Source organism: Agrobacterium vaccinii (assembly GCF_021310995.1).
Taxonomy (GTDB): Bacteria; Pseudomonadota; Alphaproteobacteria; order Rhizobiales; family Rhizobiaceae; genus Agrobacterium; species Agrobacterium vaccinii.
The window spans coordinates 402144-428978 of sequence record NZ_CP054151.1 but is presented as its reverse complement, the minus strand read 5'-3'; the positions used below and the strand labels follow the sequence as shown (position 1 = coordinate 428978).

The window sequence follows — 26835 nt, the reverse complement described above, 5'->3', positions numbered from 1 at the left end:
GTTTAGTGGGAAGGAATGCCTTCTTCCCACTGGATGCAAATCGTAGCACCCTGCGAGGATGGTGTTGCCGACTGGCTGACGGTGGCCCGCAAGCTCTGCGCCATGGCGCCGATCAGGCGTGTCCCGAGGCCTGTTCCTTTGGGCGGGGTCGCGCCATCCATGCCGACGCCGTCATCTTCCACGAACAGACGCACGGTGCCGTCTTGCGTTTTCAGACGGATGCGAATTTCGCCTTCGCCACCGGGATAGGCGTATTTCAGGGCATTCGTCGTCAGTTCGGTGACGATCACGCCCAGCGCAACGGCCTGATCGGGCGTCGCCTTCACCGTGTCCATATCGGTCTCGATGCGGATTTTCTCGTTGTCGCGAGCAGATCGCGCGAGGTCCTGGGTGATCGATGAGAGATATGAGGCGAGCTCGACTTCCCCCACATTATCCGCCGTGTAAAGGCTTCTGTGAACACCGGCGATGGCCGAGATGCGGCTTTGGGTTTCCAGAAGCGCCGTGCGGGCTTCTTCGGTTGCCACCGCGTTCAACTGCATGCGGATCATGGCGGAAACGAGCGACAGGCTGTTGGCGATGCGGTGGTTCATCTCCTTCGCCATCAACTCGGCCCGCTCCTTGGCCTGAACCAACTGCCGCTCCGCCTCTTCCTTTTCGCGGCGTAGCTGGAAGTTCTCCCGCGCCTGCTGGATGGAATTCAACAGAAGCGGAAAGAAGTCATCCGCAACATTCTTGATGACATAGTCGGCGGCACCCGCCTTCAGTGCATCGATCGCGACCTGCGCTTCGCTCGCTCCGGTGACGTAGAGAACGGGAATATCGCGGGCAGCGTCGCCAATGCCTGCCAGAAATTGCAGGCCGGTGCCGTTCTGGAAATAATGGTCAAGGACCACGGCATCGAAGGTATCGGCCCGAAATTCTTCCAGCCCCGCGCTAACCGAGGCGGCATGAACGACGGCTATGTCGTGGCGACCGAGAACGCGCTGCGCGAGCTTCGCGAGCGTTGGGTCGTCATCGACATAAAGGATTCGCAACGTCATTAAGCTTTCACGGAACCTGAATTACGGAGAAGAAGAGGCCGAGATTTCTGATTGCTGTGGCAAAGCCCTCATAATCCACCGGCTTGGTGATATAGACATTGGCGCCAAGATCATAGCACTTCTGAATTTCGGTTTCGTCATCCGTCGTCGTCAGAACCACGACCGGAAGACGCTTTGTATATTCATTGCTCTTAATCTGCTCAAGAATCTTGATCCCGGACATATCCGGCAAATTCAGGTCCAGCAAGATCAGCAGGTAGCGATCCTTGCTGACCAGTCCGTCGCGTTCAGGCCCCAGAATGAAATCAAGAGCCTTGTGACCGAGCGTGAACGGCACGATCTCGTTGTTGACGCCTGCGCGTCGCACGTTCTTTTCGATGAGGCGCGCGTGGCCTTCATCGTCTTCGACCATGACGATCGTAACTTCCTGGCCAGTGGCTTTCATATGTCGCTTCCTCGCGTGATTTTTCGAAGGTCTGTCGGCAGCGTCAGATGGAACGTGCTGCCTTTTCCAAGTTCGGAGACGACCGTAATGTCTCCACCTAAATTTCTGATGAGTGACCGCACATGGGCAAGGCCGATGCCTTCTCCCTGCTGGTCCTGCTCCCCCGCGCGGCGGAAGAGCTCAAAGATTCGCTCGTAATCGTCCTCGGCAATGCCGCGTCCATTATCGCTGACATCGACACGCACGACACCGCGTCCTTGCGGCAGAATGCGGGCGGTTATGTTCAACGGACGACCCGGCATCTGATACTTTACCGCATTGTCGAACAGGTTTCCGAGAATCTGGTCCAGCGAAATCCTGTCGCTGATAACGGTGAAGCTCTGGACATCGACGTCGATGCTGCCGTCTACCGCCGTGACCTGATGTTGCACGCTGGCTGCTGCCGACGTCAGCAGCTCCTTGAGATCGACTTTTTCCGCCTGCAATTTTCTGCGGCCATCGCGGGAGATTTTCAGGATGGCGTTGATCAACTGGTCCATCTTGCGTGTCGAAGACCGGATGAAGCCCATGGCTTCTGGCAGGTCCTCTTTCACGGCCAGCTTGGCATCCTGAATGTCCCGTTCAGACAGCGGGCTGCCATCGCCAAGCACAAAGGCCTGCACCGGTTTCAGCGAGGCGTCGAACTCCGACAGAAAACCCATGATGTTGACCAGTGGTGCACGCAGGTCGTGGGTAACGATGTATGCGAAACGCTGGATTTCCTGATTGGCGCGAATGAGGTCACGTGTTCTCTCGTCCACCCGCTCTTCCAGCCCCCGGTTCAACTCGTCCACTTCCTCACGCGCCCGCATGAGTTCGCGGATGTATTTGAAGATAAGCGCCAGCGTGCCGCCGAGAATGGCCAGAATGGCGACTGCGCCAACAATGGTCACCCATTGCAGGTTCTGCGCGGCAGATAATTGTTCGGCAACGATGATGCGCAGGCGGTCGTCCGTCATTTGCTGGAAGTGATCGAGCGTCTCGCGAATGCTGCGCATATAGGCAAGACCGGTGTCGCTGCGCACCAGTTCGATTGCTTCTGGCGTCCGGTTGGCTTTCACCAGATCGATACCGCGACCGATTTCGGCAAGTTTGGCGTCGAGATTGGCCTGTAACGCATCGAGATCGCCGACATATTGTGGCCGGTCACCGATGCGTTCTGCTAGAAGCTCCCGCTTCTTCGCAAATGTCGCAAGAGCGTCCTGATAGGGCGCGAGGTAGCGTTCGTCACCCGTCAGAAGAAAGCCACGCTGCCCCGTCTCAGCATCCTGAACCGTCGTCAAAACATCGAGAATGGAGGCGCGCAAGCGGCGCAGTTCTGCGGTTTCCTGCGAGTATTTGTTATTGGCCTGTACTAGCCAGAGCGATGTCGCGACCATTCCGACAAGCAGCGCAACACCCAGCCCCAACATGACGAGTGTCCGGCGAATGAACGCAGATAATTTTGCCAACGCATGCCCCGTATTTTTAGATATTCCGTAAGTAATCCAGCGTTGCAGCTATATGCAAGGCGTTGCTGCGAGATTGGTTAAGTTGTTCACTTTTATCGAACAAAAGCAGACGAATCCGTTTAACCACTGACAAGCACAAAAAAGCCCACCTGCTTTCACAGGCGGGCGTATCTTTTTGGAGGTCGAATCGGATTAGAGGCTGCGACCGATATCGAGGAACTTCTGGCGACGCTCTGAGCGCAACTGGGTTCCAGCTTGCGGAACCAGTTCACGCAATGCAGCGTCGATTGTCTTGCCAGTGGCTTCGATGACCTTGGCCGGATCACGATGTGCGCCGCCCATTGGCTCGGGAATGATGCCGTCGATCACGCCCAGCGATTTCAGATCGTCTGATGTGATCCGCATGTTGGTGGCGGCTTCCTTGGCGCGTGTCGAATCGCGCCAGAGAATGGAGGCCGCACCTTCCGGTGAGATAACCGAATAAATGGAGTGTTCCAGCATGTAGACCCGGTTGCCGGTCGCAATCGCAATCGCGCCGCCCGAACCGCCTTCGCCGATGACGACGGAAACAATCGGCACCTTGGCGTTCAGGCACATTTCGGTCGACCGCGCGATGGCTTCGGCCTGTCCGCGCTCTTCGGCGCCAACGCCTGGATAGGCACCTGCGGTGTCGATCAGTGTGACGACCGGCAGGTTAAAGCGGTCAGCGAGCTCCAGCACCCGGATTGCCTTGCGGTAACCTTCGGGCCGAGCGCTACCGAAATTGTGTTTCAGGCGCGACTTGGTGTCGCTGCCTTTTTCCTGACCGATGATAGCGACAGGCTGTCCGTTGAAGCGGGCGAGACCGGCCTGAATGGCGGCATCTTCGGCGAACTTGCGGTCACCAGCCAGCGGTGTGAAATCCGTGAAGAGGGCCTTGGCATAGTCAACAAAATGCGGGCGCTGCGGATGACGCGCGACCTGCGTTTTCTGCCAGGCGTTCAGCTTGGAGTAGATGTCCTGCATCGCATCCTGAACGCGCGATTCAAGGCGAGAAATCTCCTCCGAGGTATCTATGCTCTCGTCTTCGGCAGCGAGTTTCTTCAACTCGAGAATCTTGCCTTCCAGGTCCGAGATAGGTTTTTCGAAGTCGAGGTAGTTGTGCATGAGATCCTGTTCCGATCGTTTTGCGCAAGGTTTGACCGGTTGGTTCCGGCGGTTCCGGTCGCTCTAATCAAGGTTTTTGGACTGTTTGGCAAGAGGGTGGTGTGTTTGTACCAGTTCCTGAAGCCGTTCTTCCAGCACATGTGTATATATTTGTGTCGTGGAAATGTCCGAATGGCCAAGCAGTTCCTGCACGGCGCGCAGGTCGGCTCCGTTTTGCAGGAGGTGGCTGGCAAAGGCATGCCGCATGACATGCGGAGAAATGCTCGATGGTGAAAGCCCGGCCCTTATGGCGATATCTTTGAGATCACGAGCAAAGACCTGGCGCGGCAAATGCCCCTCCTTACCGTTGGACGGAAACAGCCACGCGCTTTCAGGCGCGCCTTCCTTCCGAGGCACCAGCGCCTTCTTTGCCTTGTCATAGGCGTCCATCGCCTGCATGGCCGTGCGCGACAGCAGCACCATCCGGTCCTTGTTGCCCTTGCCGCGGATCATCAGGAAACGTCCCTCGTGCCGCAGAACCGTTGCCGGTAGCGAGACGAGTTCGCTCACACGCATGCCGGTGGCGTAGAGAAGCTCCAGCAGAAGATGCATCCGTACGCGAGCCATCTGGCCCGGACCTTCCGTCTCCGCTTCTTTCGATGCCTGCGCCAGAAGCGCAGTCACGTCGGCAACGCTCATGGTTTTGGGCAGGGACCGTCCTTTTCTCGGTGCATCCAGAATGCCCGTGGGGTCGTCGCCGCGCAGTCCTTCGGAATAGAGAAATTTGTAGAACTGCCGCATGGAAGACAGGCGTCTTGCTTGGGAGGTGGCGGCAAAACCTTGCGCGGAAAGATGCTCAAGATAGGCGGAAAGGTCAGAGGTCGCAGCCTCGCTGATCTGTACCTTATGCTCTTTAAGGAAATCGTTGAGGTCGGTCAGGTCGTGCTCGTAGGACGTCAGCGTGTTGACGGCGGCGCCCCGTTCGGCGCTCATCATTTCCAGAAAGCTTTCCAGCCTCGCGGCGTCCTGACCGGCCATCGGCGTCGCCTTTTCCTTCATTAGGGTGTGGGTGGGTTCAGCCGCTCGGAAGGTATCCTCACCGTGATCTCACGTTCACGCGGCTCGACCAACATGACCAGCGACAGCATGCTGCCATAAATAATGCCTGCGATGGCGGCCAGCACGAAGATGAAGCGAAAAAGGGTGGGCATGGACACTCCGGTGCAGTCGGCTATCTCGTATCAGAGGCGTTGCGGGCGTATACAAGGCCATATCCCCGCAGTTGCGGTTGCCTCTTCTCGGTGATTCTCTTTCTATAGAGCGTGATTTGGCTTGACGCTTGGTAAACATTTGCAGATACCGATGCCAAACGGACCATCATTCATGATCGAGAACAACACAAGTTTTTACCCAGCCATGGGTGAGAAATCGATAGGGGAAAGAGCACGGGCCAAGCTCGGCAGAAGAAACCTCGTTTTTGTGGGATTGATGGGTGCGGGTAAATCCGCCATCGGCAGGCTTGTCGCACAACAGCTGAAAATTCCCTTCGTCGATACTGATGCCGAGATCGAGCGCGTGTCTCGCATGTCGATTTCCGAACTGTTCGCGTCCTATGGTGAGGATGAGTTTCGTGCGCTTGAAAAACGCGTCATCAAGAGATTGCTGCGTGGCGGCCCCAAGATCGTTTCGACAGGCGGCGGCGCATTCGTCAATGACACCACCCGCAAACACATCAAGCGTGGCGGTCTGTCCGTGTGGTTGAAAGCCGATCTGGAAGTGCTGTGGGAGCGCGTCAACAAGCGCGACAACCGCCCTCTGCTCAAGACAGAGAACCCAAAAGCGACGTTACAGGCGCTGATGGAACGCCGTTACCCCATATATGAAGAAGCCGACATAACGATCGAGTCACGCAATGTCCGCACGGATGTCATCGTGAACGAAGTGCTGGAAGCGATCGTCGGTGCAGAGCAAAAGGCCTGATGTAATGACGTCCCAAGACATGCTGATCGATGAACGCCTTGTCCATGTGCCGCTCGGTGACCGCGCCTATGATATTCTGATCGGTCCCGGTCTCGTGGGGCGTGCCGGTGGAGAAATTTCCTCGCGTTTGAAGGGCAAGCGCGCAGCCATCATTACCGACGAACATGTCGCGCCGCTGTATCTGGAAGCGTTGGTGGATGGTTTGCAGACCGATGGCATCGAGGCCGTTTCGCTGACGTTGCCAGCAGGCGAAAAGACCAAGAGCTTCGAGCATCTGATGACGGTCTGCGACAGGGTGCTGGCGGCTCGCGTGGAGCGTAATGATGTCGTGATCGCGCTCGGTGGCGGCGTCATCGGCGATCTCGCGGGCTTTGCAGCCGGTGTCGTGCGGCGCGGTGTGCGCTTCGTACAAATCCCGACGTCGCTGCTCGCGCAGGTGGATTCCTCCGTCGGTGGCAAGACCGGCATCAATTCCCGTCACGGCAAGAACCTCATCGGCGTCTTCCATCAGCCCGACCTCGTTCTGGCCGATACCGCAGTTCTGGATACGCTAAGCCCAAGGGAGTTTCGCGCCGGTTACGCTGAAGTCGTCAAATACGGCCTGATCGACAAGCCGGAATTCTTCGAATGGCTCGAGAAGAACTGGGCTGACGTTCTGCGTGGAGGCCCAGCCCGCATCCAGGCGATTGCCGTCAGTTGTCAGGCCAAGGCGGATGTCGTCGTGGCGGATGAGAAGGAGCATGGCATTCGTGCGCTGCTCAATCTCGGCCACACCTTCGGCCACGCACTGGAAAGCGCAACGGAATATGATAGCGCCCGGCTGGTTCATGGCGAAGGCGTTGCCATCGGCATGGTGCTGGCCCACCAGTTTTCCGCCCGCCTCAATCTCGCAAGCCCCGATGATGCTGCCCGTGTGGAGGCGCATCTGAAGGCAGTTGGCCTGCCGACCACCATGAAGGACATTCCCGGTGCCTTGCCGCCTGTGGAAACGCTGATGACGGCGATTGCGCAGGACAAGAAGGTGAAGGGCGGCAAGTTGTCCTTCATTCTCACCCACGGCATCGGCCAATCCTTCGTGGCCGATGATGTCGCCGCATCCGAGGTTCAGTCTTTCCTGAACGAGAAACATCCGGGCTGAGGCAAGGCCTCAGAACCGGGTGGTTTCTCCAGGTGCTGCCACCTCAAGGGCAAGCGCGTGCAGGCCCGCATCCAGCTCTGGTTTTAAAACCGCGTTGACGGCTCGGTGGCGGTCGACGCGTGACTTGCCGGAAAAACTTTCCGACACTATCTGAACACGCATGTGTGTTTCACCGGTGCCGGTCATATCGGGCTGATGCCCGGCATGCATGTGGCTTTCATCGATGACGTTCAGCCGGGTCGGCAAAAACGTCTCTTTCAGCTTGTTTTCTATGCTCTCGCGTAGGGACATTGGTTGCCTTTCCAAATCAGTGGTGCCTGCAAAAAAAGGGTTATCTAAGAACCCGGAACATTCTGCTTTGTCAATTCTTGTTGTGCGCGTATTCGCGCACCATAATTGGAATACCATGAAACTGGATTCGAAATACTTCGACCGCATTCGCACACGCCGCAAACGGGAAAGGGAGCCTGAAGTTCAGCCCCCCACCTGCCAGTGGGATGGGTGCGACAAGCCGGGCGCCCACCGAGCCCCCGTCGGCCGCAACGCCGAAGGGCAATTCTTCATGTTCTGTTTCGAGCATGTGAAGGATTACAACAAAGGCTATAATTATTTTTCCGGCCTGTCTGACACCGAGATCGCCCGCTATCAGAAGGAAGCGATCACCGGTCATCGCCCCACCTGGACGGTGGGTGTGAATAAGACGGCCAGTGACAGCCCACTGCATTCGACCCTGCGTTCCGGTGCTGCCAATGCGCGCATTCGCGATCCCTTCGGTTTTTCCGCAACGGGGCAGGGGCGCACCGGCGGTCCGCGTTACCAGCAGAGCCGCAAGCTCAAGACGCTGGAGCAAAAAGCATTCGATACGCTCGGTCTTTCTGTGAATGCGACGCCGGATGATATCAAACGCAGCTATAAGGACCTTGTCAAAAAGCACCATCCTGATGCTAATGGTGGTGATCGTGGTTCGGAAGAGCGTTTTCGGGCTGTTATTCAAGCCTACCAATTGTTAAAGCAAGCGGGTTTCTGCTAAGCCCTTTCCGTGATCGCCTGATAGATATGTGGCCGGGTGGCTGCTACCCGCCTTGGAGACGTTATGAGCAAAATTGACCTGGATATTACCAACCTGCCGGACACCACCGTTTCGGTAAGAGACGTTTTCGGCATCGATACGGACCTGCGTGTGCCCGCCTATTCTCAAGGCGATGCCTATGTGCCGGATCTGGACCCGGACTACCTGTTCGACCGCGATACGACGCTGGCCATTCTCGCAGGCTTTGCTCACAACCGACGCGTCATGGTGTCCGGTTTCCACGGCACGGGTAAGTCCACCCATATCGAGCAGGTTGCGGCCCGCCTCAACTGGCCTTGCGTTCGCGTCAACCTCGATAGCCATGTCAGCCGTATCGACCTCGTCGGCAAGGACGCCATCGTTCTGAAAGACGGCAAGCAGGTTACCGAATTCAAGGACGGCATTCTGCCCTGGGCCTATCAGCACAATGTCGCGCTAGTATTCGACGAGTATGATGCCGGACGCCCGGATGTGATGTTCGTCATTCAGCGCGTGCTGGAATCGTCCGGTCGCCTGACGCTTCTCGACCAGAGCCGCGTCATCCGTCCTCACCCCGCATTCCGCATTTTTGCGACGGCCAACACGGTTGGTCTCGGTGATACGACCGGCCTCTACCACGGCACGCAGCAGATCAACCAGGCGCAGATGGACCGTTGGTCTGTCGTGACGACGCTGAACTATCTTCCGCATGAGCAGGAAGTGAATATCGTCGTCGCCAAGGTCAAGAGCCTCGACAACGCCAAGGGCCGCGAAACCGCTTCCAAGATGGTGCGTGTGGCCGATCTGACCCGTTCAGCCTTCATCAACGGCGATCTGTCCACCGTCATGAGCCCGCGTACGGTCATCACCTGGGCTGAAAATGCCGATATTTTCGGCGATATTGCCTTCGCGTTCCGCGTCACCTTCCTCAACAAGTGCGACGAGCTGGAGCGGACGCTTGTGGCTGAGCAGTATCAGCGCGCATTCGGCGTCGAACTGAAGGAAAGCGCTGCGAACATCGTTCTGAGCGCCTGATCTCCCCGGCACTTCCGAGGACATCACCGATGAGTTGAAGACGTCACCCTGTCTGCGAATGCGCAGGTGGGTGACGTTCAGAATCGACAGGAAAGACCATGGCAGGCCGCGGCGACAATGTGAGACCCAAATCCGGAATGATGATCGACGCAGAACCGCTGCGTCAGGCTATCACAGGATGCGTCCGCTCTATCGCTGGTGACAGCGAAGTCGAAGTCGTCTTCGCCAACGAACGCCCGGGTCTTGCCGGTGAGCGCATGCGCCTGCCGGAAATCTCCAAGAAGCCGACTGCCCAGGAAATCGCGGTGACCCGTGGTCTGGGCGATTCCATGGCTCTGCGCCTTGCCTGCCACGACGCCGATGTTCACGCCAGCATGGCACCGCAGGGGCCGGATGCACGGCTGATCTTCGACGCTGTTGAGCAGGCGCGTGTCGAATCCATCGGTGCCCAGCGCATGCCTGGCATGGCCTCCAACATCCGCGCCATGAACACCGAGAAATACGCCAAAGCGAATTTCGTCAACATCAATACCCAGGAAGATGCGCCGCTGGCGGAAGCCGTGGCGATGATGGTTCGCGAGAAGCTGACCGGCGAAAAGCCGCCTGAAAGCGCCGGCAAGGTGCTCGACCTCTGGCGTCCTTTCATCGAAGACAAGGCCTCTGCCGACCTTCGCGACATCTCGACCGTTGTCGAAGACCAGAAGGCATTCTCCAGGCTCATCCGCAAGATGCTGACCTCCATGCAGATGGCGGAGGATTTCGGCGACGAAGAAGATCAGCCCGAAAGCCAGGAAACCGAGAGCGAAGAAGACCAGCCCGCCAGCAACGAAACGCAGGACGAGCAGGTCGAAGAGGAAGCCGGCTCCGATGCCGCCCCTGCCGAAGAGAGCGAAGCCTCTCAGGAGCAGATGGAAGACGGCGAAATGGATGGCGCCGAGATGTCTGAGGACGAAATGTCCGACGACCTCGATGAGGATTCCGAAACACCGGGTGAAACACGCCGCCCCAACAGCCCCTTCGATGATTTCAACGAGAAGGTCGATTACCGCATCTTCACGCAGGAGTTCGATGAGGAGATTTCTGCCGAGGAGCTCTGTGACGAAGCCGAGTTGGATCGCCTTCGCGCCTTCCTCGACAAGCAGCTTGCGCATTTGCAGGGTGCTGTTGGTCGCTTAGCCAACCGTTTGCAGCGCCGTCTGATGGCACAGCAGAACCGCTCCTGGGACTTCGATCTGGAAGAGGGTTATCTCGATCCGGCGCGTCTGGTTCGCCTTATCATCGATCCGATGCAGCCGCTGTCCTTCAAAAAGGAACGCGATACGAAGTTCCGCGATACGGTCGTGTCGCTGGTCATCGATAATTCCGGCTCCATGCGCGGTCGCCCGATCACGGTTGCCGCCACCTGCGCCGATATTCTGGCGCGCACGCTGGAACGGTCCGGCGTCAAGGTCGAAATTCTCGGCTTCACGACCAAGGCCTGGAAGGGTGGACAGTCGCGCGAGCAGTGGCTGGCCGGTGGCAAGCAACCGTCACCCGGTCGCCTGAACGATCTGCGCCACATCGTCTACAAATCCGCCGATGCCCCTTGGCGTCGGGCGCGGCGCAATCTCGGTCTGATGATGCGCGAGGGCCTGCTGAAAGAGAATATCGACGGGGAAGCCCTGATGTGGGCCCACAACCGCCTGATCAATCGCCCCGAGCAGCGCAAGATCATGATGATGATCTCGGACGGTGCGCCGGTGGATGATTCCACCTTGTCGGTCAATCCCGGCAACTATCTGGAACGGCATCTTCGCGCCGTCATCGAGCAGATCGAAACGCGCTCCTCCGTCGAATTGCTGGCCATCGGCATCGGGCATGATGTGACACGTTATTATCGCCGCGCCGTCACCATCGTGGATGCGGACGAGTTGGCCGGTGCGATGACGGAGCAGCTCGCCGCTCTGTTCGAAGATACCAGCACGGCTCCGCGCCGCGGCGGCAGGATGCGCCGTGCCGTTTAATCTGGCAGGCAGCCCGCGATGATGCCGTCTGTCAGGGCTGCCTTCACGGGCATGCTGCTCGCCCTTTCGGCGCTCTATCCATCCGCAATGGCCGCGTCCACCGTTGACGTTACGGTCACCGCCACTCCTATCTCTGCCTTCAAGGTCGGCTCTGAACAGACCCGGTTCGGGAAGCTGGAATTTGTCGGTGGATTGATCCTGAAGTCCCCCGAGCCGCTTTTCGGTGCCATCTCCAGCATTCGCTTCATGGAAGACGGCAAGAACTTTCTAGCCGTGCTGGACACCGGTCACTGGCTGAGTGGTGCCATCGAGCGTGGCTCATCCGGCAAGCTTGCCGGGCTCTCGCATGTCCAGATCGATCCGATGCTGGACGAAAACGGGCAGGAAGCGAAGCGCAAGGTCGATATGGACGCAGAAGGGCTGGCTCTGCGCAGGGGGCAGGCCTTCGTCAGTTACGAACAACGACCCCGGATCGGCATCTACCCCATTGAAGGTCGCGCTACGGCAAAGCCCGTGGGGCGTTTGCCGCATCTCATCCCTGACAGCGAGTTTCGTCGCAATGCGGGCATGGAGACCTTGGCGCTTTCCCCCTCCGATGGACTTTTGAAAGGTGCCATGGTCACCGTGGCAGAGGCCAGCCTCGACAGCGGAGGTCATCTCTTCGCTGCCGTTTTGGAGGGGCCGCGTAAGGGCCTGTTCGCGGTGGTGAAGGACAGTTCTTATTCGGTCACGGATGGCGTTTTCCTCGCCGATGGCGATCTGGTGCTTCTGGAGCGCCGCTTCAATTTTGCGCAAGGCGTCGGCATGCGCATCCGCCGCATCAAGGGCGACACGATCAGGCCCGGTGCGGTCGTGGACGGAGACATCCTCATCGAAGCCGATTTGTCGAACCAGATCGACAACATGGAAGGCATGGATGTCATAGAGGGGTCAGATGGTACCCGCCGCATCATTCTGGTGTCCGATGACAATCACTCTTTTTTACAGCGAAACGTCATGTTGGAGTTTAGACTGACGGACTGAACCTGTTGCGCCAGCGCAATTACGCGCCAATCTGCATTTCATAATTTTCTAAATTTGTCACAGATTACAGTAATTTAATCTTCCACCACCTTCCGTTTTCAGTGTTTCGAGCGTTTAGTGTTGCAGGAAGCAACGGCACTTGCGTCGGGTGCAAGTCGCGCATTGAGGGTGGTATTCGGCGGGATTTGCGAGGCGTAGTACAACCGTCATTTCTAATGAATTATACTGTCTGCGGAATGATGCCGGAGTGAGTAAAGCGAAACTGATCTTCAGTGACCAAGCTCAACGAAGTCCGCTCTGCGACATATGACGTGCCTTCTGTCCATCGGATTAACATCCTCCAAAGGACTTCCGTATGAAGTACATTATGACCTTTGTGGTAGTCGCAGCGATTTCTGCTCTGCTTTTTGTCTACCGCAGCGATCTCCAACCCTATTTGCCAGCCTGGGCGAGCCAAACTGCGGCTCCGCAGGAAAGCGCGCACGCATCCGGCGGCAGCCAGTCTAAAAACGGCGACAGGCGTGGTGGAGGAGGTCAGGCAGGCGGGCGCACCATTACCGTGACGGTTGCCGTTGCGAAATCCGGCTCGTTGCCGGTCACGCGACAGACCATCGGCACCATCGTGCCCGTGGCGTCTACAGCGCTGACCAGCCCCATTTCCGGCATCGTTGCCAATGTGCTGGCCAAGGATGGCGCGGAGGTCAAGGCAGGCGATCTCTTGGTGCAGATCGATGACAGAACGATCAAGGCCAATATCCAACGCGATCAGGCGCAGCTTGCCAAGGATCAAGCCACGCTGGATTCCGCCAATGCCACTCTGAGCAGGGTCGAGACTTTGGCCAAAACCGGCGTAGACACCCAGCAGCAGGTCAGTGATGCCAGCGCCACCGCCAAACAGGCTGCAGCAACCCTGCTGGTCGATCAGGCTAATATCGCCGCAGATAATGTCACCCTGTCGCAAACCCAGATCAGGGCGCCATTCGATGGCAAGCTGGGCGCTGTCTTGTTTTCAGCAGGCGCCTATGTCGCACCGGGCGCGAATGTAGCTCAGTTGACGCAGATGCGGCCCGTCTATGCGGAGTTCGTGCTGCCGGAGCCAGACCTCGACCTTATCCGCTCGACCATGGCAAACAACAGCCTGACCGCAGACGTCACGCCGACGCAAGCGGGTGCCGATAATAGTCCCGCCACCGGCAAGATCGTGTTCATAGACAACAATGTCGACGCGGCCTCGGGCACATTCAAACTGCGCATGCTGCTGGAAAATCATGCTGAAAGGTTCTGGCCCGGCCAGTCGCTCAAGGTCTCGGTCAATGCCGGGCAGGCAGACAATCTGGTTATCGTACCCATGGTGGCCCTTCAGCCGCATTCCGACGGCTACAGCAGCTTCGTGGTCAAGCCTGATAATACCGTCGAACAGCGCAAGGTGACCGTGGCGCTCAGCAACGGCAATCTCGCCGGTGTTTCGGACGGGCTGAAGGAAGGCGACGCTCTGGTCACCGAAGGTCAGGCCAGCCTGACGAACGGCAGCCATGTGATGGTGAAAAACCCGAGTGAAGGCGCAGATGCTGGCGCCAAGATTTCCCAAAATGGGGCTGCGCTATGAATATTTCTGAAATATTCATCCGCAGGCCAGTGGCGACGATCCTGCTGATGATCGGCGTTCTTCTGGCCGGTGTTTCCGCCTATCGCAACTTGCCGGTCGCCGCCCTGCCGCAGGCCGACTTCCCCACCATCAACGTGTCCGCACAGCTTGCCGGTGCCGCACCGGATACGATGGCGAGTTCCGTTGCCACGCCGCTTATCAAGCAGTTCGAAACCATTGCCGGTATCGATACGATCACCGCGAGTTCGTCGCTGGGCAGCACCCAGATCACCATCCAGTTCAATCTTTCGCGCAATATCGATGCCGCCGCTGCCGACGTGCAAGCCGCCATTGCCCGCACCCAGCGGCAATTGCCCGATAACATGACATCGCCGCCAAGTTACCGTAAGGCAAACCCGGCAGATGCCGCCGTCATCATCTTAGCCGTGACGGGCGATGGGGCCGAACTCACCAAAATGGACGATCTGGCGGAAAACGTCATTTCTCCGGCGCTATCGACGATTTCCGGCGTCGCCCAGGCACAGATTTTCGGCGCGAAGACCTATGCTGTGCGCGTCGAGGTCGATCCGTCGAAGCTTGCCAGTCGCGGCATTTCTCTGGACGGTCTTTCAGACACGCTCGCTGCCGCCAACGACCAGTCTCCGATCGGCACGCTCCAGAATTCGTCGCAGGCGTTGACGCTTGACGCATCGACCCAGCGCACCGATGCCGCGTCCTTCAGCACGCTCATCATCGCCAACCCGAACGGTCGCATCGTGCGTTTGCAGGACGTCGCCACCGTCAACGACAGCGTGGAGGTCGTCAATCAGGGCAGCTGGCTGGACGGCACGCCTGCCATCGTGCTGTCCGTGCAGCGCCAGCCGGGTGCAAACACCGTCGCCGTGGTCGATGCCATCAAGGCGAAGCTCCCGGAATTGCAGGCCAGTTTGCCTGCAAACATGCACATCAACGTCGTCAACGACGCATCTGTCTCCATTCGGGCTGCCGTCGGCGATGTCGAGATGACGTTGATGGTCACGCTTGGCCTCGTCATTCTGGTCATCTACCTGTTTCTGCGCCAGGTCTGGGCAACGTTCATCCCTGGCCTTGCCGTGCCTCTCTCGCTGGTCGCGACACTCGGTGCCATGTACGCGCTGGGCTTTTCCATCGACAACATCTCGCTGCTCGGGCTGACACTCTCGGTGGGTCTCGTGGTGGATGATGCCATCGTCATGCTGGAGAACATCGTCCGAAAGGTCGAAGAGGGCATGCCGCCGTTTCAGGCTGCCATCGAAGGTGCCAGCGAAGTGACCGGCACCATCATTTCCATGTCCATATCGCTCGTCGCGGTCTTTCTGCCTATTCTCTTGATGGGAGGAATCGTCGGGCGCGTTCTCAACGAATTCGGCGTCGTGGTAACGCTCGCCATCATGTCGTCGGCGTTGGTTTCGCTCACCGTCACGCCGATGCTCGCCGCACGTCTACCCCATCACGCGCCGCCGGAGAATCCGAAGAAGACGCTGTTCGACCGCGCGACGGATGCCTATGGCAGCTCTGTCGGCTGGTGTCTGCGGCACCGCTTCGTTGTTATCATCATGTTCCTGCTGACGCTGGTCGGCTCCGGCTGGATGTTTTCCAGCCTTGCCCGCAGCTTCTTCCCAACCGAAGACATCGGCCTGCTGACGGTCTCGACGCAGGCCCGGCAAGACATTTCCTACAAGGCGATGAGCGGGCTTCAGTCGCAAGCGGCCACCATTTTGTCGGCTGATCCCGCCGTCGCGCATGTCACATCCACCCTCGGTTCAGGTCCCGGCGGTTCGGCACTCAATTCCGGCACGTTGCTGGTGCAGCTCAAGCCTGCCGATCAACGCCCGGCTCTCGAAACGACACTGGCCAGCCTCAGACGTTCGTTGGCTGGAATCGCCGGTCTCAAAACCTTCATCACCCCGCAGCAGAGCCTGCGTTTCGGTGGCCGCAGCACCCAGAGCCTTTATCAGGTCGTTCTGCAATCCATCGATGCCAGCGCCGCACGGCAATGGTCGCAGACGCTGGGTGACGCCATGCGCGCCGATAGCAGCTACTTCGTCGATGTGGCCTCCGACTTGCAGGACAACGCGCTTCAGGCGCATGTGGAAGTGGACAAGGATCGCGCAAACAGCCTCGGTGTGACCTCTGAAAGCCTTCGCAAGACGCTGGAAGCCGCCTTTGGCAGCTATGTCGCCACGCAAATCCAGACGACGGGCAACAGCTACGATGTCATTATCGAATATGATCAGTCCGTCGACTGGACAGAGCAATCCCTTGCTTCCCTACGAGTGGCCTCCTCCTCGGGAACGCTTGTGCCATTGTCGAGCTTCGCGACCATCACCCGCAAGCCCGGACCCGTCACGGTCAACCAAACCGGCCAGCTGACGTCCGTTACCCTGTCGTTCAACCTGCCCGCTGGCGTTTCACTGGGTACGGCGACAGCGCAGATCGATGCCCTGAAGCAGCAGATACAGCTGCCGTCCTCCGTCACCACCAACCTTGCCGGTGCAGCGCAGATTTTCAAGCAGACCAGTGACAGCACCGGCCTCCTGATCGGCGCCGCAATCTTGACGATCTACATCGTTCTCGGGGTCTTCTACGAAAGCTTCCTGCATCCGCTGACCATCCTGTCAGGTCTGCCATCGGCGGCATTCGGAGCGTTGTTGACGCTGAAGCTCTTCGGCTTCGACCTTTCGATCATCGCGCTTATCGGTCTTCTGATGCTGATCGGGATCGTCAAGAAAAACGCGATCATGATGATCGACGTGGCCCTTACCTTGCAACGCGACGAGCATATGCCAACGCTCGACGCCATTCACGAAGCGGCCGTGCGGCGTCTGCGTCCGATCATGATGACGACGTTCTGCGCCTTGTTTGGCGCGCTACCCATTGCGCTTGGCACCGGCGCAAGCTCCGAACTGCGCCAGCCGCTTGGCATCGCCGTCGTTGGCGGCCTGATTGTCAGTCAGGTGCTTACACTGTTCATGACGCCTGTCATTTTCGTGGAGGTGGAGCGGTTCTCGGAGTTTCTCAAATCGCTGTGGACGCGCAGACACCCCGAGCCCGTCACGCAGTGAAATCTCCCCGATTTTGACCGGGGAGCGATCTCAGATGCGCTTTCCGTCCGCGTCGAACAGGTGAAAACGCGAGGGGTCGGCGGTGATGGTTAGTGTCTCTGCGATCTCGATGGCTGAGCGACCGGGCACGCGGAAGACGATGGCGTTGCCATCAGACATTTCGCCGTGGACGTAGCTTTCCGCGCCCACCAGTTCGACGGCTGCCACCTTGACCGGTATCTCGAAAGGACTGGTCGAGGTGTCCGAGACAATGGTGATGTCTTCGGGGCGGATGCCGATGGTTGCCGCATTGGCTGGTATGGTGCCGTTTGCTGGCGCGTTCCAGACGGTGCCGTTGAGCGGTAACAGGTTCATCGATGGAGAACCGATGAACGTCGCGACGAAGCTGGTGGCTGGCTTTTCATAGAGTTCGATCGGCGTACCGACCTGCTCGATCCGGCCTGCGTTGAGCACGACCAGGCGATCAGCCAGCGTCATCGCTTCCATCTGATCATGGGTGACGTAGATGCTGGTCGTGGCGAGCGAGCGTTGCAGACGGCGGATTTCGACGCGCATCTGCACACGCAGCTTGGCATCCAGGTTCGATAGTGGTTCATCGAAAAGGAACGCGGAAGGCTTGCGCACGATGGCACGACCCATGGCCACGCGCTGGCGCTGACCGCCGGACAATTGCCGAGGCTTGCGCTCCAGATACTGTTCGATTTCGAGTGCACGCGCTGCATCCGTGATACGGCGGTCAATCTCGTCTTTCGGCGTATTACGGTTCTTTAGGCCATAAGCAAGATTCTGTCGCACCGTCATATGCGGATAGAGCGCGTAGTTCTGGAATACCATGGCGATATCGCGTTTTGCCGGTTCCAGATCGTTGACGCGCTTGCCCGATATCTCGACATCGCCAGAACTGATGCTTTCCAATCCGGCCACCATACGCAACAAGGTGGATTTGCCACAGCCGGAAGGGCCGACGAGCACGATCATCTCGCCATCCTGAATGCTCAGCGATACGCCTTTGATCGCTTCGACATTGCCGCTATAGACCTTGCGAACGTCTTTGAGTTCGATTGTCGCCATTACTTTTCAGTCTCCACCAAACCTTTGACAAACCAGCGCTGCATCAGCACCACGACGATGACAGGTGGGATGATCGCGAGGATCGCTGTGACCATCACATAATTCCACGGTGTCGAGGCGTCGGTGAAATCCACCATGCGGCGCAGGCCGATAATAATCGTGTTCATTTCAGCGCGATCCGTCACCAGAAGCGGCCACAGATACTGCGTCCAGCCGTAGATGAAGAGGATCACGAACAGGGCCGCGATATTCGTTGTCGATAGCGGCAGCAAAATATCGCGCATAAAACGGAACGGCCCGGCATTGTCGATACGCGCTGCCTCCACCATTTCGCCAGGTATCGTCAGGAAAAACTGCCGGAACAGGAAGGTGGCCGTGGCCGATGCCATCAGCGGCAGCGTCAAACCCGCATAGGTGTTGAGCAGGCCGAGATCGACGATAACCTTGTAGGTCGGCAGAATACGCACCTCCACCGGCAGCATCAGCGTGATGAAAATCATCCAGAAGAAGCCCATGCGGAAAGGAAAACGGAAGAAGACGATGGCGAAAGCCGACAGGAAAGAGATTATGATCTTGCCAATGGCAATGGCGACCGCCACCACGAAGCTGTTAAACAGTAGCCGTTCAAGGCTGACACCCACGACGCGCTCGACGCCGCCTGAGATCGCCTCGCGGTAATTTTCAGCCAGATGCCCGGCGGGTAGGAGTGACAGGGGCGGGCGCAGAATATCGGTGGATGTCGCCGACGATGCGATGAAGGTGTAGTAGATCGGGAAGGCGACGATCACGATGCCGAGGATCAGCATCAGATGCGCCATGAGGGTTGCGACGGGGCGGTTCTGGATCATTGTGCTTGCCTCAACCGTAATGTACGCGCCGCTCGACAAAGCGGAACTGGAATGCCGTCAGCGCGATGACGATAACCATCAGCACCACGGATTGCGCAGCCGATGAGCCGAGGTTCAGGTTGACGAAGCCGTCATTGTAAACCTTGTAGACCAGCGTTTCTGTCGCCTTTGCCGGGCCGCCACCGGTAACCGAGTGGATGATGCCGAAGGTGTCGAAGAAAGCGTAGACGGTGTTGACGACCAGCAGGAAGAACGTCGTCGGCGCCAGAAGCGGGAAGATGATCGTCCAGAACCGGCGCGCGCCACGCGCACCATCGATTGCCGCTGCTTCGAGCAGCGATTTTGGAATGGCTTGGAGGCCTGCTACGAAAAACAGGAAATTGTAGCTGATCTGCTTCCAGGCGGCTGCGGCAACCACCAGCGTCATGGCCTGATTTCCATCCAGCAGCGGGTCCCATGCAATGCCGTTCCTGCGCAGAATATAGGCGAAGGTGCCCATGGCGGGATTGAACATGAACAGCCACAGCATGCCCGCCACGGCAGGTGCCACTGCGTATGGGATGATCATCATCGTGCGATAGAAGCCCTTGCCGCGCACCACCAGATCCGCCGCCGTCGCCAACAGCAGGGCAACGCCCATGGAAAGCAACGCCGTCGCAATGCTGAAAACGACTGTGACTTGAAGCGCGTGAAGATAGTTCGGATCAGCCAGAATGGCGGAGAAATTCGCAAAGCCAACGAACGTGCTCTGTAACCCGAACGGGTCTTCGCGCATTGCAGATTGGTAGAGCGCCTGACTTGCGGGCCAGAAGAAGAACACGACGGTCAGAATGATCTGCGGAGCGACCAAAAAGTAGGGAAGAATCTTGTTTGGAAAGACGACGCTTTGCAAAGTCGGGCTCCTTTAGCACAGGTCCAGCAATCGGCTCTGCGAATGGAATGGCATAAAAATTCTAGGGTACCGAACCGCTTTCCATGAAGCGGTTATCGTAATTGGGCGTTTGGACTGCGCGGAACGGCATGGAATATCTGTTGTATGCCGTTCGTCATTTTGGCTGCGCGGCTTTCAAGACCACGCAGCCAAAGCGCATCACCGACCGATTGCCTGCTGGATGGCAGCGTTGCCGCGCTCGACGGCCTTGTCCAGTGCAGCCTTCGCATCCTGTTTGCCCGCCAGCATCGTCTCGAACTCTTCGTTCATGATGTCACGCACCTGCGGTAGGTTGACCAGACGCACGCCCTTGGAGTTTTCCGTCGGTGGCTTGCCCATCATCTGCAGCAATGGCGTTTCGCGGGCTGGGTTCTTCTCGTAGAAGCCCGACTTCTTGGTGTCCTCGTAGGCTGCGAGCGTGACCGGCATGTAACCCGAGACCTGATGCAGACGGGACTGGATTTTGGTCTGGGACAGGAACTGGAAGAACGCGGCTGTGCCCTTGTATTCTGCATCCGACTTGCCACCGAATACCCAGAGGCTGGCGCCGCCGGGAATGGTATTCTGCGGACGTCCTTCGCCTTCATAGTAAGGTAGCTGCCCGATGCCGTAATTCATGCCGCTCTTGACGATGTCGCCCAATCCGCCTGAGGATTCCGTGAGAATGCCGCATTCGCTGGAGGTAAATAGCTGCTTTGCCTCGGAGGTCCGCCCGCCATAGCGGAAGGTGCCGTCCTTGGCCAGATCGGCGATGGCCTGGAAATGCTTGACGAAAGGCTCGGAATTGAACGCCAGTTTCACGTCCGTTCCAGCAAGGCCGTTTTCATTGCTACCATAGGAAAGGTTGTTCCATGCGGCAAAATTCTCGGTCTGAATCCAAGTCAGCCATGTCGACGTAAAGCCGCAAGGGGCAGCGCCGCTAGACTTGATCTTCTTGGCCGCTTCAAACACCTCAGGCCATGTCTTCGGCGGATTTTCAGCATCCAGACCGGCCTTCGTGAAGATGTCCTTGTTGTAGTAAAGGATCGGCGACGAGGAATTGTAGGGGAAGGACAGCATCGTGCCGTCAGGCTTGGAATAATAGGAAACGATGCCGGGCAGATAATCCGCCTTGTTGAATTTCAGTCCCGCTTTTTCCAGAACATCCGCTACGGGCACGATGGCGCCCTGCGCGCCCATCATCACGCCGCTGCCTGCATCGAACACCTGAATGATGGCCGGTGGCTGCTTGGCGCGGAAGGCGGCGATGCCGGCGTTCAGCGTTTCCGGGTAGGTGCCCTTGAAGACGGGCAGGATTTTGTAGTCCTTCTGGCTTTCGTTGAATTCCTTCGAAAGCTGTTCGACAACCTCGTTGTTGGCACCCGTCATGGCATGCCACCACTGAATTTCCGTGGCGGCCATGGCACTCGAAGCCATCAGCAGTGCAGTTGCGGCAGCAGTCACCGACGTGAGAACGGCTTTCATGGAATTTCCTCCCTACCATGAACCTGAATATCAGGTGAATTAGAATCACCTTATCCTTCATGATCACTTACGCCGATGGCCGCAACTCATTTTTTGTCACAATTCACAGGCTGCGGATGCTGTGCGGGGCAAATTGCCTGCGCATAAGCTACTGCGCGGCATAATCGCTTGCTTCAAAAGGATTTCGTTATGCCTGTGAATATCGTAAACCGACATATCGATAGGGTTGCGGAGTACCGGGCGAATGGCTGCGAGCGATAAACTGGACGAGAAGGAAAAGCAGACCCACCGCAGAGGATTTGGTGTTTCCACCGTTTACGAGACGCTGCGCAACGAAATCATCGAACTGAAAATCGCCCCTGGCAGTCCCATCGATGAGGTGCAACTGTCGGACCGTTTCGAGCTTTCCCGTACGCCCGTGCGTGAGGCACTCGTCAAGCTATCTGCCGAAGGCCTGATTACGACGCTGACCAACCGCGCGACGATCGTCTCCCAGATCGATTTTCTAGGCCTGCCGGAATTCTTCGATGCGCTGACACTCATGTATCGCGTAACGACGCGACTTGCGGCGGCCCGGCATGAGGCAGATGACATCGACAGCATTCTGGCGCTCCAGAAATCATTCGAGACTGCGGTGAATGAGCGCGATGTTCTTGCTATGATTGCGAGCAATCGCGATTTCCATCTGGCAATTGCCGTCGCTGGTAGAAATCGCCATTACACCGAGCTTTTCACCCGCTTGTTGGACGAGGGTCGCCGTATCTTGCGGCTCTATTACTCGTCTTTCAACGATGTGCTGCCACGCCACTACGTGACGGAGCATGAGGACATGATCAAGGCCATCATGGAGCGGGATGTCGAGAAAGCCGACCGCATCGCAGTTGCCCATGCCGACCAAATCGTCCAGCAAATACGGTCCTACATCGCAGCCGATACCCGCCAGAGCGTCGACCTCAACCTTTAAATTTCAGCGGAGCCCCAAAAGGTAAAACCACACGTAAAATCTTTGTATTTTATTTGTCGACAAAATTTGATTGCCGTGTTAGACGAGGTGACATGACAGGTTCCGGCGCTCTCGCCGTGGTTTAAAACGAGGCATAGACACATGGCTGATACGATTTTCACCGGCTGCATTCCCGCTCTTATGACGCCGTGCAAGCCGGACCGCACACCTGATTTCGACGGACTGGTGAAAAAGGGCAACGAACTGATCGCGGCTGGCATGTCGGCGGTTGTCTATTGCGGCTCAATGGGAGACTGGCCGCTTTTGACGGATGAGCAGCGTCAGGAAGGCGTGCGCCGTCTGGCAGAAGCGGGCATTCCCGTCATCGTCGGAACCGGCGCCATCAACACCAAGTCTGCCGTCAGCCATGCTGCTCATGCAGCGAAGGTCGGCGCTAAGGGCCTGATGGTCATCCCGCGGGTTTTGTCGCGCGGATCGTCTGTTTCGGCACAGAAAGCGCACTTCTCGGCCATTCTGGAAGCGGCAGATGGTTTGCCAGCGGTGATCTACAACAGCCCCTATTACGGCTTTGCGACCCGCGCTGACCTCTTCTTCGAACTCCGCTCCCGCTATTCCAACCTGATCGGTTTCAAGGAATTCGGTGGCAAGCAGGACATGACCTATGCTGCCGAAAACATCACGTCCGGCGACGATGACCTGACCTTGATGGTGGGTGTGGACACCGGTGTTTACCACGGCTTCGTCAATTGCGGCGCAGGCGGTGCGATCACCGGCATCGGTAATGCGCTGCCGAAACAGGTCCTTCACCTCGTTTCCTTGTGTGAGAAGGCAGCCAAGGGAGACGCGACGGCCCGTCGCGACGCGCTTGAGCTTGAGGAGGCGCTGACCATGCTGTCCACCTATGACGAGGGCCCGGACCTTGTTCTGCACTACAAATATCTGATGGTGCTGAACGGCGATACGGAATACGCGCTGCATTTCAACGAGAGCGATGAGCTGAGTGCATCGCAGCGTCGCCAGCTGGAAAAACAGTATGATCTTTTCAAAGTTTGGTACGCATCGCGTTATCCAAACTGATCTGCCCCAACATTGCTCAAAACGAAAAATGCGCCCTTTAAGGGCGCATTTGCATTTTCAGGTTTGCGTGATCAGGCGACCTGCTTTTCCTCGATAGCACCATGTTCGCGAACCGTGAGGTAATCGACCAAATCCTTGATCGTTACGACGAGCAGCTTGTGTCTGGCAGCAAAGACTTCGAGCTGTGGCAGACGCGCCATGGTGCCGTCATCATTGGCCACCTCGCAGATCGTGCCACTTGGGAATTTTCCGGCCAGCCTGCACAGATCTACCGCAGCTTCGGTGTGGCCGGTACGACCGAGAACGCCCAGCGGGTTGGCGCGCAGCGGGAAGATGTGACCGGGCCGCGCAAAATCATCAGGCTTGGCGTCTGAAGACACCAGCGCACGAACCGTTTTCGCCCGGTCGCTTGCAGAAATGCCCGTCGTCGTTCCGGGAATGTAGTCCACAGATACCGTAAAAGCGGTCTTGTGGTATTCCGTGTTGCGCGGCACCATCATCGGAATGTCGAGTTCATCCAGACGTTCGCCGGGCATGGCAACGCAGATGAGACCACGTGCATGGTTCATCATGAAGGTTACGTGCTCGCCGGTAATGCTATCGGAAGCGACGATGATGTCGCCTTCGTTCTCGCGGTCTTCATCATCCACCACGATGACCATGTCACCGCGTGCAATGGCGTCAACGGCCTCTTCAATTTTCGAAATCGTCATGTCTTGCCTTTCAAGGGTTATGCCGTTTCCAGCACTTTCGCGTTTTTCAAAACGCCAAATTTCCCTTGGGCGAACAACGCAACAACAACCCGCTGTCTGCGGGGTTTGCCACCTTGTTCTCTTCCATCCGGACTATACCGTCGGCTCCGGCCTCTCACCGGATCTGCTGACCTTGCGACTTGCGCCACAAGCGCTCGCGGGCTCCGGGAAAACCCGATACCGCCGGTGGGGAATTGCACCCCGCCCTGAGAACAAAGCCAACATAGGACATGGCATGCCCGGTATGCAAGAGGCAAACCTTGCTGCCAAATGTCGATTTGGGAAATGAATTTGCTCTGTGAGCGGAGGCTTTCGAGGCAAACAGACAGAGAAAATGCCCTTATTCCTCATTTTTCTATTGCAGCTCTAGTGACTAGAGGTCGTAGGGTTTTCTTAAGTATCGAAAGGAAGACCGGATGAGCACGCCGTTACAGACCAGATTTCGCGTTGAGGGCATGGATTGTGCCTCTTGCGCAGCCAAGATTGACACCGCCGTGCGGCGCATGCCGGGAGTGGATGATGTCTCTGTCTCCGTTACCGCCGGAACCATGACTGTCAGCCATGACGAACGCAGCGATCTGGCCGCGATCGGCAAACGGGTATCCGGTTTGGGCTACGATGTCTCTCAGTTGCCTGCGGCGACGGGACGGCACGTCGAAGAACACAACGAGCATGGGAGTTGCTGTGGTCACGATCATCAGCATGCGCATGCGGGACACGACCACGCTCACTCTGAGGCTGAACCATCCCACGCGGCACCTGCTGCCGAGGGATTGCACGGCCATGATCATGGTCCTACCAGCGGGCCGTGGTGGAAAAGCAAGAAGGGGCGCACCACGATTCTGGCGGGCGTAGCGCTTGTTGTTGCTTATGCTGCTGGACATGCTTTCCCTGCAATTCAGCTCTATGCATTCGCGCTCGCAATGCTCGTCGGTCTCCTGCCCATTGCGCACCGCGCCTTCATGGCTGCAAGCACCGGGACGCCGTTTTCCATTGAAATGTTGATGACGATTGCCGCGATCGGCGCGCTTGTCATCAACGCAACGGAGGAGGCGGCAGCCGTCGTCTTTCTGTTTTTGGTAGGAGAATTGCTGGAAGGCGTGGCGGCGGGCAAGGCGCGCGATAGCATTCAGTCGCTGGCTTCACTCGTTCCGAAAACGGCACTCGTGGAAGACAACGGCAAGACCCGCGAAGTCCCTGCCGAAACGCTTGCCATCGGCTCCATCATACTCGTACGTCCTGGCGACCGTATCTCGGCAGATGGCGTCATCATTGCGGGTGAAAGTGCTATAGACGAAGCGCCGGTGACGGGCGAAAGCGTTCCCGTCAACAAGGGGCCAGATAACACTGTTTTTGCCGGTACGGTCAACGGTAACGCCGCCCTGCGCGTGCGGGTGACCGCGTCCTCGCAGGACAACACTATCGCGCGCGTGGTGAAACTGGTGGAAGAGGCGCAGGAAAAGAAAGCGCCGACCGAACGCTTCATCGACCGTTTCAGCAAATATTACACGCCAGCCGTGGTTGCCGTGGCCGCCCTGGTCGCCATCGTGCCGCCGGTCTTCGTTGGCGCGGATTGGAATGAATGGATTTACAAGGGATTGGCCATTCTGTTGATCGGCTGCCCCTGCGCGCTGGTCATTTCCACGCCCGCGGCCATTGCAGCCTCGCTTTCCGCCGGTGCCCGTCTTGGTCTTTTGATGAAGGGCGGTGCCGTACTCGAGGGTCTTGGAAAACTTAACGCCATTGCGCTGGACAAGACCGGAACCCTGACCGAAGGCAAGCCCAAGGTCACCGACATCATCTCCTTCGAATTCCACGAGGCTGAAATTCTGCGGCTCGCCGCCGCACTGGAGACAGGCTCCAGCCACCCCTTGGCACTCGCCATTCTCGCCAAGGCTGAGGAAAACGCTGTCATCATTCCCGCAGCAAGCGATGCCAAAGCACTGGGTGGCAAGGGCGTCACCGCTGTCGTTGAAGGGCAGCAGATATTTCTGGTCTCGCCGAAAGCCGCCGCTGAAAAAGGCGATATTCCCGAACAGCATCTCAGAACGATTTCTGCGCTGAACGACGAGGGTAAAACCGTTTCCGTCCTTCTGGTCGGTGACAAACTTGCAGGTGCCATTGCCATGCGTGACGAACCGCGTGCCGATGCCATCACGGGTCTTGAACGGCTGAAAGAAAGCGGCCTGAAGATCATCATGCTGACAGGCGACAACAAGCGAACGGCAGACGCAATCGGCCAGACGCTTGGGATAGAGGTCCGTGCCGAACTGATGCCGGAAGATAAGCAGCGAATCGTCGGAGAGCTGAAAGGCCAGGGCTTCGTGGTCGGCAAAGTGGGAGACGGCATCAACGACGCCCCGGCACTGGCCGCCGCCGATATCGGCATCGCCATGGGTGGCGGGACGGATGTGGCGCTGGAAACCGCGGATGCCGCCATCCTGCACGGTCGCGTTGGCGACATCGCCAGAATGATCGATCTCTCCAAGCGAACCATGCGCAATATCTATCAGAACATCGCCATGTCGCTGGGCCTCAAGGTCGTATTCCTTATCACCACCATCCTCGGCATAACCGGCCTCTGGCCTGCCATTCTGGCCGATACAGGTGCGACGGTCTTGGTGACGTTGAATGCGTTGAGGCTGTTGCGGGTCAAGGCAAACTAAGAAGGTGAGGGGTAATGAGCCTGACCGGTTTGAGTCAGGCTCA

At 57.8% G+C, this 26835-nt stretch carries 23 protein-coding genes and 1 riboswitch; of the genes, 11 read left to right on the top strand and 12 right to left on the bottom strand.

Annotated features, from left to right (window positions below):
• Nucleotides 1-2 precede the first annotated feature (2 nt).
• From HRR99_RS17070 to HRR99_RS17045, 6 genes are all read right to left on the bottom strand, one after another.
• The gene (locus HRR99_RS17070; RefSeq protein WP_233123924.1) at nucleotides 3-1043 is read right to left on the bottom strand and encodes a sensor histidine kinase; all 1041 of its coding nucleotides are present in this window, start codon (nucleotides 1041-1043) and stop codon (nucleotides 3-5) included.
• 7 nt (nucleotides 1044-1050) lie between these two features.
• Nucleotides 1051-1488 carry a response regulator gene (locus HRR99_RS17065; RefSeq protein ID WP_111839576.1) on the bottom strand — a complete coding sequence of 146 codons (438 nt, stop codon included), beginning with the start codon at nucleotides 1486-1488 and terminating at the stop codon, nucleotides 1051-1053.
• Entirely contained in the window at nucleotides 1485-2939 is a 1455-nt protein-coding gene (locus HRR99_RS17060; protein ID WP_233124950.1) for a sensor histidine kinase, read from the bottom strand. Before HRR99_RS17060 ends, HRR99_RS17065 begins: the two co-directional genes overlap by 4 nt.
• 231 nt (nucleotides 2940-3170) lie before the next feature.
• Nucleotides 3171-4124 carry an acetyl-CoA carboxylase carboxyltransferase subunit alpha gene (locus HRR99_RS17055; RefSeq protein WP_111839574.1) on the bottom strand — a complete coding sequence of 318 codons (954 nt, stop codon included), beginning with the start codon at nucleotides 4122-4124 and terminating at the stop codon, nucleotides 3171-3173.
• Nucleotides 4125-4187: 63 nt separating this feature from the next.
• Nucleotides 4188-5141 (bottom strand): site-specific tyrosine recombinase XerD, encoded by a 954-nt coding sequence (gene xerD, locus HRR99_RS17050; protein ID WP_233123923.1) that lies wholly within the window; start codon nucleotides 5139-5141, stop codon nucleotides 4188-4190.
• Nucleotides 5142-5161: 20 nt separating this feature from the next.
• Complete coding sequence (locus HRR99_RS17045) at nucleotides 5162-5314, bottom strand: hypothetical protein (RefSeq protein ID WP_112501253.1); 153 nt, start codon at nucleotides 5312-5314, stop codon at nucleotides 5162-5164.
• A 172-nt stretch (nucleotides 5315-5486) separates the two neighbouring features.
• Between HRR99_RS17045 and HRR99_RS17040 the strand changes: the two genes are divergently transcribed.
• Together HRR99_RS17040 and aroB are read left to right on the top strand one after the other, a co-directional pair.
• Nucleotides 5487-6083 carry a shikimate kinase gene (locus HRR99_RS17040; RefSeq protein WP_233123921.1) on the top strand — a complete coding sequence of 199 codons (597 nt, stop codon included), beginning with the start codon at nucleotides 5487-5489 and terminating at the stop codon, nucleotides 6081-6083.
• Nucleotides 6084-6087: 4 nt separating this feature from the next.
• Nucleotides 6088-7221: a 3-dehydroquinate synthase gene (gene aroB, locus HRR99_RS17035; protein WP_233123920.1), complete on the top strand. Its 1134-nt coding sequence runs from the start codon at nucleotides 6088-6090 to the stop codon at nucleotides 7219-7221.
• Between the two features lie 9 nt (nucleotides 7222-7230).
• Here the strand turns inward: aroB and HRR99_RS17030 are convergent, their stop codons facing one another.
• Nucleotides 7231-7512, bottom strand: a complete 282-nt coding sequence (locus HRR99_RS17030) for a BolA family protein (RefSeq protein WP_111839571.1) — start codon at nucleotides 7510-7512, stop codon at nucleotides 7231-7233.
• A gap of 115 nt (nucleotides 7513-7627) precedes the next feature.
• Between HRR99_RS17030 and HRR99_RS17025 the strand changes: the two genes are divergently transcribed.
• The 6 genes from HRR99_RS17025 (at nucleotide 7628) to HRR99_RS17000 (ending at nucleotide 17019) form a co-directional block, all read left to right on the top strand.
• Nucleotides 7628-8251, top strand: coding sequence for a J domain-containing protein (locus HRR99_RS17025; protein ID WP_111839570.1), 624 nt, complete (start codon nucleotides 7628-7630; stop codon nucleotides 8249-8251).
• Nucleotides 8252-8314: 63 nt separating this feature from the next.
• Complete coding sequence (gene cobS / locus HRR99_RS17020) at nucleotides 8315-9304, top strand: cobaltochelatase subunit CobS (RefSeq protein WP_111839569.1); 990 nt, start codon at nucleotides 8315-8317, stop codon at nucleotides 9302-9304.
• Nucleotides 9305-9402: 98 nt separating this feature from the next.
• On the top strand, nucleotides 9403-11307 hold the full coding sequence (gene cobT / locus HRR99_RS17015; RefSeq protein ID WP_233123918.1) for a cobaltochelatase subunit CobT: 1905 nt from the start codon (nucleotides 9403-9405) through the stop codon (nucleotides 11305-11307).
• 18 nt (nucleotides 11308-11325) lie between these two features.
• Nucleotides 11326-12330 (top strand): esterase-like activity of phytase family protein, encoded by a 1005-nt coding sequence (locus HRR99_RS17010; RefSeq protein WP_233123916.1) that lies wholly within the window; start codon nucleotides 11326-11328, stop codon nucleotides 12328-12330.
• A gap of 367 nt (nucleotides 12331-12697) precedes the next feature.
• Entirely contained in the window at nucleotides 12698-13936 is a 1239-nt protein-coding gene (locus HRR99_RS17005) for an efflux RND transporter periplasmic adaptor subunit (protein WP_233123914.1), read from the top strand.
• Entirely contained in the window at nucleotides 13933-17019 is a 3087-nt protein-coding gene (locus HRR99_RS17000) for an efflux RND transporter permease subunit (RefSeq protein ID WP_233123913.1), read from the top strand. The genes HRR99_RS17005 and HRR99_RS17000 overlap by 4 nt, the downstream gene beginning before the upstream one ends.
• A 30-nt stretch (nucleotides 17020-17049) precedes the next feature.
• Here the strand turns inward: HRR99_RS17000 and HRR99_RS16995 are convergent, their stop codons facing one another.
• From HRR99_RS16995 to ugpB, 4 genes are all read right to left on the bottom strand, one after another.
• Nucleotides 17050-18090: a sn-glycerol-3-phosphate import ATP-binding protein UgpC gene (locus tag HRR99_RS16995; protein WP_233123911.1), complete on the bottom strand. Its 1041-nt coding sequence runs from the start codon at nucleotides 18088-18090 to the stop codon at nucleotides 17050-17052.
• Nucleotides 18090-18938 carry a sn-glycerol-3-phosphate ABC transporter permease UgpE gene (gene ugpE, locus HRR99_RS16990; RefSeq protein ID WP_111839563.1) on the bottom strand — a complete coding sequence of 283 codons (849 nt, stop codon included), beginning with the start codon at nucleotides 18936-18938 and terminating at the stop codon, nucleotides 18090-18092. The genes HRR99_RS16995 and ugpE overlap by 1 nt, the downstream gene beginning before the upstream one ends.
• Nucleotides 18939-18948: 10 nt before the next feature.
• Entirely contained in the window at nucleotides 18949-19830 is an 882-nt protein-coding gene (gene ugpA / locus HRR99_RS16985) for a sn-glycerol-3-phosphate ABC transporter permease UgpA (protein WP_111839562.1), read from the bottom strand.
• A gap of 198 nt (nucleotides 19831-20028) precedes the next feature.
• Entirely contained in the window at nucleotides 20029-21333 is a 1305-nt protein-coding gene (gene ugpB, locus HRR99_RS16980; protein ID WP_233123909.1) for a sn-glycerol-3-phosphate ABC transporter substrate-binding protein UgpB, read from the bottom strand.
• A gap of 244 nt (nucleotides 21334-21577) precedes the next feature.
• Between ugpB and HRR99_RS16975 the strand changes: the two genes are divergently transcribed.
• Both HRR99_RS16975 and HRR99_RS16970 read left to right on the top strand, forming a co-directional pair.
• Nucleotides 21578-22297 (top strand): GntR family transcriptional regulator, encoded by a 720-nt coding sequence (locus tag HRR99_RS16975; protein WP_233123908.1) that lies wholly within the window; start codon nucleotides 21578-21580, stop codon nucleotides 22295-22297.
• Between the two features lie 141 nt (nucleotides 22298-22438).
• Entirely contained in the window at nucleotides 22439-23374 is a 936-nt protein-coding gene (locus HRR99_RS16970; protein WP_233123906.1) for a dihydrodipicolinate synthase family protein, read from the top strand.
• A gap of 71 nt (nucleotides 23375-23445) precedes the next feature.
• On the opposite strand, the gene ribB is transcribed toward HRR99_RS16970, so the two are convergent.
• Nucleotides 23446-24087 carry a 3,4-dihydroxy-2-butanone-4-phosphate synthase gene (ribB, locus tag HRR99_RS16965; RefSeq protein WP_233123904.1) on the bottom strand — a complete coding sequence of 214 codons (642 nt, stop codon included), beginning with the start codon at nucleotides 24085-24087 and terminating at the stop codon, nucleotides 23446-23448.
• 111 nt (nucleotides 24088-24198) lie between these two features.
• Nucleotides 24199-24344, bottom strand: a riboswitch (FMN riboswitch).
• A 198-nt stretch (nucleotides 24345-24542) separates the two neighbouring features.
• Between ribB and HRR99_RS16960 the strand changes: the two genes are divergently transcribed.
• The gene (locus tag HRR99_RS16960; RefSeq protein ID WP_233123902.1) at nucleotides 24543-26792 is read left to right on the top strand and encodes a heavy metal translocating P-type ATPase; all 2250 of its coding nucleotides are present in this window, start codon (nucleotides 24543-24545) and stop codon (nucleotides 26790-26792) included.
• The last annotated feature ends 43 nt before the right edge of the window (nucleotides 26793-26835 follow it).